Here is a 12,807-nt window from a genome sequence, read left to right as displayed (position 1 = left end):
ACAGAGCGCTCATACATCTATACCCTCTGTACCCTTTTCAATTGGATTGGTTGAATCTATTTCTGACTCCTGATTTGATAATCGTTCAACCATCTGTATTAAAGCTAACTGCATTTCTGCCGTAAATTCCAACTTTCCAGAACGCAGATGTAAATCTAACTGAGCAAGAGGAATTTCAATTTCTCGTTGCTGTAATACTTCGTAAATAATGTAGTATAAATCACTTTTGAGCAAAAATTGTTTATTAGGTTCCGCAGTCCAGACTAATAACTCAAAATTTAAGGTATTGTTGCCAAACTCTTTAAACAGTACTAGAGGCAAAGGAGTCTGCAATACATTGGGATGCTTAGAAGCAGCCTCTAACAGAGCAGATTGCACTGCTTTAGGATCTGAGCTATAGGCAACGCCAACGGGGAGATGAAGGCGAGAAATCGGGTTGCGATGGCTCCAGTTGATTACTTCTTTTTCCAAGAAGCGAGAGTTGGGTACAATGATTGAAACGTGGTCAAGAGTACGAATCTCGGTACTTCGGGCACCGATTCGCTCGACAATACCTGTATATTCCCCAACTTCAACAAAATCTCCAACCTGAATCGGACGCTCAAATACTAGTACTAAACCACTGCCAAAATTCTTAGCAATATCCTGTAAACCAAAGCCAATTCCAACGCTTAAAGCACTTGCTAAAATTGTCAAAGAACTAATGTCAAGCCCCCAGATTTGTAGCAATAAGCTGTTGTGCTTTTAATTTGCACATACAGCATTTCCCTTATTTTTTATTTTTCTTCCCCATTTAATAATAAGCTCTCCATCATTTAAGAGTTTATTTAACGTAGATTTTAGTTCACATACTGATTGAAACAGTCTATGAGCTATATATTCTTTACATGAATGCCAAACTAATTCAATTAGATTAAAGTCAGGGCTATAAGCAGAGAGATATTCAAGAATAATATTCGGTAGATTCTTTTCTATTTCGGCGCATATATCTTTACGTTTATGGTAACTTGCATTATCTAAAAATATAATTATTTTTGGGCCATGTTCGTGAAAGTATTCTTGACTATTCCCTAAAACCAACCATTCTTTTAATACGAATTCGTGTAGTTGTTTGAGCTGCTCATAAAAGGTTTCTGAATTTCCTCTTTCAATAAAATAACATACCCGCTTTTTATCAGATAGCCTTAAACCTCCCATCATGTTTACTCTACCTTTACTACGTTTCCCAGTAACTTTTTTTCTTTTTCCTTTTTTACCCCAAGTTTTCCTTCTTAACACTCGTAAACTAAAACCACTCTCATCCCAAAACCATATCTGATAAAGCTTTGGGTTCTCTTTTACTATTGATAAATAATTTTGAAACTTTTCTTTAAATTCTTTTCTTTTCTCTGTATTTTGTCTGTCCTCTAGACTATACTTTGCCCAGAGGTAAGCATACTTTTTTCTTTTTAATATCTTCCTTACTTGAGAACTGCTTATTTTTAATCCTGTTTGTTTTTCTAAATATGTTGATAATCTTTCTGCTGTCCATCGACCAAATTCATAACCTAATTCGCTTGGTTCTTTCTCTACTATCTCTAATAGCTTATCTATGTAAACTTGATTAACTTTTCTATATTCTCTTTTCCTTCTACCGTCTTCTAAGCTTTCTATCGTATCTGGATCTCCATGCACACACCAATATGCTACTGTTCTACGAGAGCAACCGATTAATCCTGCTATTTCTTCTTGCGTTCTACCATCATTCATCAATAACAGTATCAAAACTCGCTCTCTCATTTCAGAGCGATCGCTCTGTTTTAACAACTGTTGTAGATGCTGTTTTTGTTCTAAGCGTAGAAAGCCAATAGCCGGCATAACAACCTGTACCCGAAGTTTTCTTCATCTTTATTATATGCAAATTGTAGGCGCAACAGCTTACCAGTGTGCCAATAAAAATTAGACCATATTTTAAAAGTATTATAATCGCTTCTTGAGCGCCACGATTAATTCCAGTATAAGATAGAATCCGAGAACGTAAAAAATTGGTTAAAGTTCCAGCAAAGATAACTAAGCCAAACAACAGACCAACCAAAATTATTAATTCGGTAAGAGAGTAAGGATTCTTTCCTAATGTCAGAATAGGTGAGGTAAAACTGGTAATCAGGATATTTGAAATTTGGTAGCTCCATTGACGAGTGAAAGGAAAGAGATTAGTGATATAAAGAATCGCACTCATCCAAAGTCCGATACGCATACTTGCCAACACTAATTTGAAAAATAATTCTAATACTTTAAGTGTTTCCGAATTAGGTATGGCATTGCTAGTAGTTAAGCGAAGTGAAGCTACACGAATAAAGTGATGCTTAATCCATCCTAATAGCCAACTAAATCCTACAGTTATGAGTAAAATTACTGCTGCGATAAAAGTTGTTTGTTGAAGATAGGTTCTAGTTCGCTCTAAATGAGCTTGCTGTAAGGCTCCTTCAATTTGCTGTACCCAAATGTTAGCCTGCTCATCAAGTGTACTACCTGGAACAGTATCTTGTTGTGTAACTGTTAACAGATAGCGGTCATTTAACAAAATAGTAGGTAGCTGGTTGCGTTTTTCAATTTTAACTTGAATAGACTCAGAAGCGGAAATCACATTTTTTAGTTGTGAGTTGATTAAATTTGTCCGTTCCTGAGCGCTATACTGACCAGAATCGCTGATCTGAAAAAGCTGTTGTCCATCCAAAATAACTGGAGCTTTAGTTAATGCTTGAGCAACGACAGGAGTAAACCAAAAAAATAAAACAAAAGTTAGTACTGTAATGAGAATATTGAAATATTTTGATGGCAGTCGCAAACGATGAAAATCAAACATAAAGACTCTAACAAAATATTTTTACTTCCGCTAATTAATATTAACTAGATTTTATCGAAATCAAACTATTTTTGTGATGGTTTCTATTAGCATCGCTTTTCATTGACTAGAGACACTCAATTTTTCAGGTAGAATGGAGACAGGATAATAAGAGTCATCCTCTATAGCAATTCAATGGGTAAACGAAAGAGAAAAAATCACAATCCACCCTTCCCTTGGATGGTAAAAAAAGAAAATCTGTTCATTGCTCCTACTGGTAACGAAATAGTTACAGATGCTGGATGGGAAAAAATTTCATTTGAAGAAGCGAGAAAGCTATTTAGTCCCGAAACTTTTCAAGAGTGGTATGAATTGTTCTTAGAAAATACAGATATCTCGGAAATACTTTCAGAATCTAACATAGATATAGATTTAGATGATGAATCAGCAATAGATAACTTTTTACAAAGGAGCAATTGGACACCAAAACAAGTCAATTTAGTTGTAGCGAAGGCTATCTATAAAAATCATGCCTGGGTAAGAGGATTACTGATTTCTACACCTGATGCTGAAGAACACTACTTTCACAATTATGAAATGGAGGCAATTCGTTTAGGAATCCAATTGCGAAAATACATCTTTGAGGATATTCCAGTAATTAATGACTGCAAAAATGCTGTCAGATATTTACATGCTCGATACGCCCTCATTGGCTGGCAACCAAGAAATTGTGTGACAGCAGCTCACAACCTAAAAATATCTCAAGCTACTAAGGTTTACAATGAACTTCTCTGGGATGAAGATTGGCTAGATGAAGAAGACGAAATTTATTAGTCAAGAACAAAAAACTCTACAACACTGGAAAATATGCTCCTCATTACTGATGACTGGATAATAATAGAGTTACCGCCAAATAAGACCAGAAATCGTTGAAGAGCTTAAGAGCGATGGCATAACCGTCATGATCCAGTGGCGATCGCTCTAGTAATAACGTAGCGTGGGTGCGGCGTAAAGGGTCTTTCAAGCGATTTCTAGACGGATGCTTGGAGCGGGGTAAAGCACTTAACAAAAATTGTTAAACTTTTTTATTCCCATAGACTAAGGCAACCGCCTGAGCAACTTTTGTAAACTATCTTTGCACCAAGTCAAAGTTATAGTTGCACTGTGCCTATAATAAGTTACGGCTAACTATAACTGGAAGTTAGCACCCTGTAAATGGTTATCGCTTGGATTACGCATCAAAGGCGATACCAAAGACAAGCAAAATTCATCGGCAGCGCAATAGTGTCTATTCCGTTGCCAACATGCACGCAGAGCGATCGCATTGTCGGTTCGCAGACTAAGTGAAAAATTGTCAACGGAAGAATAGGGTTTCTGGCTTGTGTTGTCGCAGACTAAGTGAAAATTTGTCGCAGACTAATTGAAAATTTCCTACCAAATTCGCAGACTAATTGAAAATTTCTTTTGATTCTGCACGTAACTGTATTGTAGTATTTTTATCTTAACCTTAGTACAGCCCACCTTAAATGAGGTACGGAATTCACTTTTGGAATGAGTAGCGTCTAGTGTGATATCTCCGCTAATTTACCACGTCGATATTGATATGACATTTTTCGGCTTCAGCAAAGCCTAAAGCTCTTGCTTCGGCTGGAATATCAAGGCTAAAACCAAACTCATCTCTACCAACAGTTAAACAATAGTTTTTATAACTGTAACAAATATTAGTTGCTGCACTGTAACCTGCTTCTTTTGCTTCACTGTCTAATGATTTAAAGACTTCCAGTGTAGATACTTTAAATAACTGATCTATATTTGATAAGGAATGCCACACATTCTATTTTGAGGTGGCAAACCTAACGCTTTACATACTTCGTGATTAGGGCAGTTCTCTGGTAGTTCAACCGTCATCACTTTGCAGTCTATAAATCACTAACAATCTTTCTCCTAAATTTTAGGCATATTTAATTAGATGTTTTCAATTATTAGGATACTTAAAAATCAGTTAAATTTTAGCAAAGTTATCTTATTTTTAGACTATATTACCCTAAAATAAACGTTAGAAATAAATCGAAATTTTCTAAATTGTTATTAAAGCAAAAAGGAGAAAATGAATAACGTTATTATTCCCATCGAATTTGAACTCGCGGCAATAAAAATAGCTCAAGCGCATTTCCCTTGGCTACGTTTTAAAGTATCTCCTATCCAGGAGAAGGGAAGAGTCTACAATCGCTCATCAGACGCTATTTATTTTGAAGCTTACTTTCAAAATAGTTTGATTGATTATGATCCTCTCCACAAACATAATTACTATCCTAGTTTTAACTTTTACTTGTTGCCAGGAAAGAAACTAATTCAGTTAAGTGGCTGGTGGCGCGATCAGGTGTTAACTTTCATCTACGCACCATTAGACCCAGAACCATACAATAAGCACTGGCAAAATGACAAAAACTTGGCTGTACCTTGCCCCTATCCAGACGGCAATAAATTTGAACAGATGGCAATCGCTTTATTTTCTTTAGTTCAGGAGTATTTAGTAGGGTATGAGGGGTGATGCTGCTTCTTCAATTGTCTAGGATTTTTCAACCAAGCCATTTAGTAGCTCAACTTACCCAATCAACCCCAATATGCTTGGGTTAAGCATTTTTTCTCTTCTCTCTGTTTCCTCTGCGGTAGCCTGCGGCAAGCCCTACGGGTTCGCCAGTTCCTTGATGCCGGGGAACCCGTCCACCGGACTGGCTCACCGCTTTGCGTCTACGTTAAAAAAGTTGACTTTGACAAAGAGTTTTAGCCTTAACTGAACCGTATTGTTTTACAGGCATGGCAATTTTCATTTACAACCCTTTTTTACGATGACGTGTACTTAGTCTTAGTGATTTATTCCAACATCTGTGTCCGAAAATTAAGTAATTTTTCTAATCCAAGCAAAGGAAAAAATGTATCATTTCTAACTCTTGGGTCTTTTACTATCAAACCTTCAAATAAATCATAATTGTAATCGGAAAGGTTATTTAATTTGTTCGATTTTGCAGCTTCTAAATCTTGAATTTGACTATTGTAATTAATAGATTCTATTTCAGGTACTTGGCACAGTTTGTAAATCTGGAAAGACAGAGCAAATTCTTCGATATTGGCGATATTTATTTGAGAATCACGAAAATCAAAGCCACATTGACATTTGAACAATCTCGGTCTTAAAAACTTGATTTTATTATTACAGTTGTAACAAGTATCAATCAAAAAACATTTATGAAATGGACATACTGTAACACGAGATAGATGCCAAACCTGAGAATAATAAGCTTTGGTCTGCCAACAGATAGGGCAAAATCTGACCCCAGTTTTATTAAATAAGGAGGTAGAAATATTTTCGCCAAATGCTTTGACTACGCTTGTGAAGATGTATGCAGAGCTACAAGAATTAGTTGAAGAAAATGCCATTGCCCAAAGAATACTGGCTTCTACTTCAGTGATCTGACTAAGGATGCATAAATCATCAATTTTAGAGATAAAAATATTACTATATATTCCTGTGACTCTCAGTTGAGAAATTTTTAAAATATAATTTGGAGAAGGGTAATAATTAGTATCTGCAAGTCTAGCAATATAGCCAATGAGACTCTCATCTATATACGGGCGAGGTCGGCGCAAAAGTTTTTTATTGGAACACACGTTTAATATTATTTATGCAGAACATCCGATGCCTTCTGATTTCTCTTTTTAGTTTTAATTCTTTGGTTAGTACTTCCTATATTAACCAGAGATTCGTTTAAAGATATTTTATTTTCTAGATTTACTAAACAATCATCGTTAAGGAAAGGGTTTTTCTTGTAAGGCTTATCAGCTTTTACATATTTTTCAAACGCCCTAGCCAAAACCGGGTAATCAAGTTTGTTTAAACCTTCTGTTAATGTCAAGTAAGTTCCATAACGAACTAGCTTCATTACGTAAGCTATAATTCCATCAGAAGCATAGTAAAAACGAAAAGCCATCTCCTCACTAGCTAAATTTGATTCTAATTCAAGGGGAAGCTGCGATTCTATTGCGTGTAAAAAAGTCCGAAATTCTTTTCCGCAATCCTCTGTCCAAGAAAAAGGGCTAAGATTATGTCTATTAGCAAATCTTCGGCTTAATTGAGGATTAAATTTAAAAACTGCTTCAGCTTCGGGTAATCCAATAAGTACCATCGGTACCTTTGTGTCGAGTATTAAATTTTTCAGCCAATCTGATACTGTTCTGAGAACCTTGGCTGAATCCCTATCAATAAAGTGTTGAAATTCGTCTAAAAAAACTAAAGAAACTCCACAATCTTTCATCAATCCAATTAGTCGGATTGTTTGATTGCTGATGGTGCCTTTTTCATAAGCAGGATCTCCCAATTCCCATAACAGCTTACTCACAACACTTTTGACGGTTGCTGGAGATGGAATGGTCACAGACAATAATTTTACAATAGTACCTGAATCTGTTTCAATTCTGGGATATTTTTGAGCATAGCTTTTAAAAATAGTAGTTTTACCTGCTCCAGTTTCCCCCTTTAAGAATAAGCATTCAGGTTCATCTTTGAGATTAGAAAAATTATGGCAATCCTCTATTGCAGATAAGATTTCTTTAAATCGAGGATAGGCAACATAAATATTATTAGCTATGGATAGCTTTTCTGATAAAGTCATATTTGACAAAGATTTTGGCATTTTTGGCATACTAATAATTTTTATGAAGGTAATCCAATGCTCACATCCCAACCAGATAAGTCTGGCTTCCATGAAGCAGTTTCTTCTAAATTTTCAGAAATGTTATCACTAACTTCGACATTAAGTTTTTGATTGAGTGAGCTTTTTCTCCTATTCGGTTTTATTGAATTCTCTCCACTGTCTTTACAAGATGTGCTTTGAACGTTATTAAATTTTTCAACTTCTATTTTTTCCTCAATTGAAGATGATGAAAATTCATTATTGAATGCACTACCAAGCTCTGATATGCCTGACATTACTGAAATTTCACTCTTTGGTATAGTAACAGAAGAAGGATCAATTGAATTTATAGCCATATCATTATTCAAAGGCTGCTCATCTTTAGAAAACTCAAAGTCTCCTGTATTCAGCCCTGAACGACCAATACCTTTCCATCTCGCCATAGCAGTACGGGTTTTGCCTTTCTTTGATGACATCCATTCCTGCTCAACAATTTTTTGAATCTGCTCTTTGGCTAAAGCTAATGCTATAATATCGACTTTTTCAGCTTCTTGACGTGCCAGTTTTTTAATTACTTGGTGTTGCCAAATACTTAACCCTTTAGTATATTCTTGGCTGAGAGCAGGAACAGATAAAAATTGATGAATTGTTGGATCAAAAACATAGATTTGAGATAAATCTGTAGGGTCATATTTAACAATTGTTTTTTCTAATGCTAAAGCTGATGAACGGAAGCGAGATAATTCAAAACTATTGTAGATAAGTCCTTCAAACTCTACCCCCCTTCTAGTGACTTTGCGTGTGGTTATATTTCCCACTAATACTTTTAGTTGTTGATAAGAGCCTGGTAAAGCTGGAGGAAACTCTTGGATAGCTTTTGACCACACAGATGTCCGAGGCGATTTTAATTCTGGATGAGAACTTTGGTTATAAATATCGATAATGAAGATATGTAGAATTTCTTGCAGTGCTTCAAAAGAAATCACTGCATTTTTCAGAGGGTTGTAATCATACTTCTTCATAAAGTTTGAGAAGCTTTTCCCTGGTAGGTCACTCAAAAGTTGACTATTTACCGCACCAAAATATCGTTCTATTGAACTTTTGTACCAGGGCATTCTGGGTGGTGAATATTGAATAGCTATTCCCAAAGATAAGCATGCATCTTCAAAATGTGTACTATAAAATTCTTTTCCATTATCAACCACAATCACTTCTGGCAGTCCATAAGTGTCCCAAGTATTCACCACGCTTGGGAAATTTTCGATTAGATAATTTTTGGGACGGATAACGTGTAGCAAACATTGCATTACCGATAAATAGCTCGGAGGTTCAAAACTGGCGTAATACCCTAGTATGACTCCTGAATATTTATCTACAGCAGAAGTTAACCAAGGGGTGCCAATAGGCATTCGATGTTCTGCGTCTACTACAAACAATGGCAGTTTAGTATGGTCAATTTCTATCCTTTCTAAAGGACGATTCGGGCGTGGCCCCTTCATTACTGGGTCATACATTTGAGAGGCTATACGGTTGCCTAAACGTTTTTTAGCGACTACACATGGATCTAATTTAGATGCAAATCTGTAAATAGTTGAACGATGTGGAATTTCTAAAGCTTTTTGACCAATGCTTGCACGAGTAAGATTTTCCTGCCTAATTTGGCGCAGAATTTCATCATGTACATCTGCCATATCTGGTCGAGAAGGGTTTAAATAGATTTCTTGAATGCACCTATCAATAATTTGAATTACTTCTTTCTCTAGTTTGGGTCGGTAATCTCCTTTGTATTTATGCTTAGGAACTAATGAACGAATATCCTGACCTGAGCTTTCATAAGCTTTTAGCCAACGGTAAACTGTTAACCAATTTGGCGGATTAAGGTCATTAATTTGTTCTGACACTTGTTCAATAATCGGTTGCAGACTAGCTGGAGTCCTTTGAGGTATATCTTGCTCTAAAACAAAGCTTACATAACTGTATTTTCTTTTAGCTTCAAAGCGAATTCCTTCAGGAAGTTGAGTAAAATCAGCTTGAGTCTCATTTCCTTTTCGTCCAACAACACCAAAAGATTCTGTTGATTGAAGTTCTAATTCTTCCCTAAAAAGCAACTGAACTAAAGCTGTATATGTAATTCTAGACAAGACTTCGGTAACGACTTCAAATATCTGTAATTCACCATTGGCTAACTGCTGTTTAATGACGTATTCGCGCCCTTTTAGCCAAAAATGAAGTCCAGGTCTGATTTGGAATCTATTCATACATCCAAAAGTAATGCTTGAACATCACCCTTAAATTGAGATAGTTGAATTAGACTTGCTGCACCTATAGATTGCATTAAATCTGTTGACAGCCAGCCAAAATACAGTAGTTTGAATAATAGGTTAGGATATATTCCTTTTCGCTCTAGATCATGACACACCTGTTTGAAAGGCGTTGGTTCTCTGGAAGTGAAATAACATTGACAGTCTAAGTATTGTTGTAGTGTAAATGGACTACGGGCATACTTGTATAACAGCTTAATATTATCCAGTTTAGGTTGCTGCCGAATCATTGTATCGGTCACTACCATAAATCTCATGCTCCGCTCTTCACATAAATGGCTGATATGTCTCCATTTATCAAGATTTTTTTGGTCATTAACCTGGGATGCAGGTTTGACTTCTATCACCTGTTGTTGCCCTATTCTTTGTACCCAGAAATCGGGGGTATAGTTTTTAGTTACACCTTTTGAGATATAAGTTATTTTGAATGGCTGGCCCCTGTATGACTGGACTGTTGGATCAATCTCTAGCAGATAAATGTAATCTCGCTCAATTTGGGACTCCCACCAAATGATGGTGTCCATCTTCAAACTGGGGAATTTACCAATAATTTTCTTTGATCCACTATTGGTAATTCTTCTCACCCCGTTTGCCAAAGGCTTTCTTGCCCCCAATCTAGTGATAATCTCTCCAGCCTAATTGATCCACGCTCATTTTCAATTAGTCTGCGACAATTTTTCACATAGTCCGCGACAATTTTCACTTAGTCTGCGAACCGACAGCATGTTGGTGAAAGTGTTATGTATCAAGGAAAGTAGTTTTAATCGTAGTTAATGTCGGATAAAAGATAAGAGTACCTTATTTTGTCTTCCTCCGCGATCGTGTATTGTCACTGAAAGCATAAGATGAGCAAGTTGCTCACTTTATGGTTTCAAAACAGGTCGCTCATCTTATGCTTACGGAAAAGGAAGCACCGTCCAGTAGCTCTGGTCTGGGTTCAACTGACTACACTCGGTATAATCCAATACGGTTCAGTTAAACCTGAAAGTTAGGTAAAGTAAGCATTGTTCCCAAGCATCCAAATGAATCGTGGTACATCTCAAGGATTTCTCAGTGTTGTCTCCAAAGATACAAAGTAGCGATTTACTGAAAGCGATTGAGACAGCTATCCCTGCAACGGCGATTGAGCAAGCGATCGCTACTACAAAAGCTGATGAGGAAAGAAGGCGATCGCTACCAGCACAATTAGTAGTATGCCTTGTAATAGCAATGAGCCTTTGGTCGAGAGATTCGATGCGAGATGTACTGAAAAACTTAGTTGATGGTCTTTCTGTGGGATGGATAAAAGTTGGTAAATATTGGCGAGTACCCTGTAAATCAGCAATTACGCAAGCTCGACAAAGATTAGGATCTAGGGCGATAAGCCAATTGTTTCACCAGGTAGTAAAACCAATGGCAACGGGTGAAACATTGGGAGCATTTTTGAATGGACTGCGAATAGTGGTGATTGATGGTAGCTGTTTTGATATCCCAGATAGCGAAGAAAATGCAAGAGTGTTTGGTCGTCCAAGTAGTCGCCCTGGAACAATTGCAGCATTCCCCAAAGTGAGACTAGTCGTTTTGGTAGAAGCAGGAACACACATCATCTTTGATGCTTTAATGTGTCCTTATCGTATGGGAGAACGAGTCCGAGCATTAAAATTATTACGCTCGGTGAAATCAGGAATGTTGTTAATGTGGGATAGAGGTTTACATTCCTATGCAATGGTATCTGCAACAATATCTCAGGGCTGTGAATATCTAGGCAGAATTCCGGCAAATGTAAAATTTATGTTTGAAAAACCCTTAGAAGACGGCTCTTATTTGTCATACATTAATCCTTCAGGAACTGACTTTTCCCGTTAAGTTTCTTTTGCAAGCTGCCAACCCTCACAGAGATCGTGCAATTTTAACCAGCCTCGCCACAGTACCTGGATACCGATGGGTGTTTTACTTCGATGTTCGAGGTAGCCGCCAAGACGAGCAACAGCTTCAACAGCCCAACTAACAGTTAGTACCTTGGGCAGTTTGGGAGATGTCACCGAAAGCATAATGTGAGCAATTTGCTTGCTTTATGGTTTCAAACTGGGTTGTTCAAGTTATGTGCCCGAAAGTGAAGACAGTGAATCTAAAGAGTCGAAATACCTCTAATGAAGAATCTGATTTCTTTTTCGACAGAGCGATGCTTTTGTATTCGCCTATCTCAAAGTCCTATTCTTTCATGGTTCATTGTCATTACTCTTGCTATTTCTAGCTTTCACGGCTTAAAAGGAAAATTTAAGTTGCTTGATCGCAAATTTCTCACAAACAATAAAAAATCAATTCACATCGCTTGATGTAAGGCATTTTTTGATACATCATCAATTGAAATTTATGATGGTAAACAAAGTAAGTACAAAGTAGTAATTTTCAAGCTAAAACAGCTACTAAGATTTTTGCTTGTACTGGGATTAAAACACTCTGTTCATAAAATTAAGCATCCAAAACAAGGCTTGAATCAAAACAAGCCAGAAATATTATTAGAGAGAAGGTGAAATGCTGCTTGACTCGCAATTAAGCGGTATTTGGGAGCATTTTTAAGCATCTGTAAGCAGCAGCAAAGATATGTTTTATAGGACTTGAGCTAGTAATCGCAATTAAAATTCGCCGTGAGCTTATAGTAATTAAGGCTCCTAACTTCAATAATTTTGTCCGAATAGTCCCAACTTGAGAATTTTTTAATTCGGTTTTGGCTAAACATTGTGACCGCAATGCATTCATCAAAACGTAAGCAAGAGAAGAGAACCATAAACGTAGTTGATTTCCCGCAAATGTATGAGGAAAAAGTTCTATCACTAAAAAGTTCTAGTTGTTGTTCCTTAAAGCGATTTTCCATCTCCCCTCGCTTACAATATTTTTGTCTGTATAGTTGACCAGGGGGTACTTTATTGGTAGGAAGACTTGTAACAACAAAACGAATATTATTTCCCTTTATTCCATATTCAACCTTACA

The 12,807-nt window shown here is 36.7% G+C and carries 11 protein-coding genes and 4 pseudogenes; 3 read left to right on the top strand and 12 right to left on the bottom strand.

What is annotated here, in order from left to right; translation table 11 throughout:
• Window positions 1–9: 9 nt before the first annotated feature.
• The 3 genes and pseudogenes from ACFFRD_RS01230 to ACFFRD_RS01220 all read right to left on the bottom strand — a co-directional run.
• A pseudogene (locus ACFFRD_RS01230) lies at window positions 10–732 on the bottom strand (mechanosensitive ion channel family protein); the annotation flags it as partial.
• Between the two features lie 12 nt (window positions 733–744).
• Window positions 745–1,857, bottom strand: a complete 1,113-nt coding sequence (locus ACFFRD_RS01225) for an IS630 family transposase (RefSeq protein WP_392475956.1) — start codon at window positions 1,855–1,857, stop codon at window positions 745–747.
• Window positions 1,781–2,845, bottom strand: a complete 1,065-nt coding sequence (locus tag ACFFRD_RS01220; RefSeq protein ID WP_392475955.1) for a hypothetical protein — start codon at window positions 2,843–2,845, stop codon at window positions 1,781–1,783. Before ACFFRD_RS01220 ends, ACFFRD_RS01225 begins: the two co-directional genes overlap by 77 nt.
• 219 nt (window positions 2,846–3,064) lie before the next feature.
• Here ACFFRD_RS01220 and ACFFRD_RS01215 point away from each other — a divergent pair, with 219 nt between their 5' ends.
• Window positions 3,065–3,658 carry a hypothetical protein gene (locus ACFFRD_RS01215; protein ID WP_392475954.1) on the top strand — a complete coding sequence of 198 codons (594 nt, stop codon included), beginning with the start codon at window positions 3,065–3,067 and terminating at the stop codon, window positions 3,656–3,658.
• Window positions 3,659–3,701: 43 nt separating this feature from the next.
• Here the strand turns inward: ACFFRD_RS01215 and ACFFRD_RS01210 are convergent, their stop codons facing one another.
• A complete protein-coding gene (locus ACFFRD_RS01210) occupies window positions 3,702–3,893 on the bottom strand; it encodes a hypothetical protein (RefSeq protein WP_392475953.1) in 192 nt (63 codons plus the stop codon).
• 510 nt (window positions 3,894–4,403) lie between these two features.
• Window positions 4,404–4,655, bottom strand: coding sequence for a hypothetical protein (locus tag ACFFRD_RS01205; RefSeq protein ID WP_094344148.1), 252 nt, complete (start codon window positions 4,653–4,655; stop codon window positions 4,404–4,406).
• 276 nt (window positions 4,656–4,931) lie between these two features.
• On the opposite strand from ACFFRD_RS01205, the gene ACFFRD_RS01200 reads away from it, so the two are divergent.
• Window positions 4,932–5,375 (top strand): hypothetical protein, encoded by a 444-nt coding sequence (locus ACFFRD_RS01200; RefSeq protein ID WP_392475952.1) that lies wholly within the window; start codon window positions 4,932–4,934, stop codon window positions 5,373–5,375.
• A 323-nt stretch (window positions 5,376–5,698) separates the two neighbouring features.
• On the opposite strand, the gene ACFFRD_RS01195 is transcribed toward ACFFRD_RS01200, so the two are convergent.
• From ACFFRD_RS01195 to ACFFRD_RS01180, 4 genes are read right to left on the bottom strand one after another with little or no spacing between them, the layout of a single operon-like run.
• Window positions 5,699–6,493, bottom strand: a complete 795-nt coding sequence (locus ACFFRD_RS01195) for a TniQ family protein (protein ID WP_392475951.1) — start codon at window positions 6,491–6,493, stop codon at window positions 5,699–5,701.
• 8 nt (window positions 6,494–6,501) lie between these two features.
• Window positions 6,502–7,524 (bottom strand): TniB family NTP-binding protein, encoded by a 1,023-nt coding sequence (locus ACFFRD_RS01190; RefSeq protein WP_392475950.1) that lies wholly within the window; start codon window positions 7,522–7,524, stop codon window positions 6,502–6,504.
• 11 nt (window positions 7,525–7,535) lie between these two features.
• The gene (locus ACFFRD_RS01185; protein ID WP_392475949.1) at window positions 7,536–9,773 is read right to left on the bottom strand and encodes a Mu transposase C-terminal domain-containing protein; all 2,238 of its coding nucleotides are present in this window, start codon (window positions 9,771–9,773) and stop codon (window positions 7,536–7,538) included.
• Window positions 9,770–10,360 carry a TnsA endonuclease N-terminal domain-containing protein gene (locus tag ACFFRD_RS01180; protein WP_335203392.1) on the bottom strand — a complete coding sequence of 197 codons (591 nt, stop codon included), beginning with the start codon at window positions 10,358–10,360 and terminating at the stop codon, window positions 9,770–9,772. The genes ACFFRD_RS01185 and ACFFRD_RS01180 overlap by 4 nt, the downstream gene beginning before the upstream one ends.
• Window positions 10,361–10,958: 598 nt before the next feature.
• On the opposite strand from ACFFRD_RS01180, the pseudogene ACFFRD_RS01175 reads away from it, so the two are divergent.
• A pseudogene (locus ACFFRD_RS01175) lies at window positions 10,959–11,663 on the top strand (IS4 family transposase); the annotation flags it as partial.
• A 14-nt stretch (window positions 11,664–11,677) separates the two neighbouring features.
• Here the strand turns inward: ACFFRD_RS01175 and ACFFRD_RS01170 are convergent.
• The 3 genes and pseudogenes from ACFFRD_RS01170 to ACFFRD_RS01160 all read right to left on the bottom strand — a co-directional run.
• Window positions 11,678–11,845, bottom strand: a pseudogene (locus tag ACFFRD_RS01170) (IS4 family transposase); the annotation flags it as partial.
• A 523-nt stretch (window positions 11,846–12,368) separates the two neighbouring features.
• Window positions 12,369–12,575 (bottom strand): transposase, encoded by a 207-nt coding sequence (locus ACFFRD_RS01165; protein WP_392476155.1) that lies wholly within the window; start codon window positions 12,573–12,575, stop codon window positions 12,369–12,371.
• A 118-nt stretch (window positions 12,576–12,693) separates the two neighbouring features.
• Window positions 12,694–12,774: pseudogene (locus ACFFRD_RS01160) on the bottom strand (hypothetical protein); the annotation flags it as partial.
• Window positions 12,775–12,807: the final 33 nt, after the last annotated feature.

Origin of the sequence: Nostoc sp. C110 (assembly GCF_043099725.1) — a bacterium.
GTDB classification, from domain to species: Bacteria; Cyanobacteriota; Cyanobacteriia; order Cyanobacteriales; family Nostocaceae; genus Nostoc; species Nostoc muscorum_A.
This window is presented reverse-complemented; position numbering and strand designations above follow the sequence as displayed.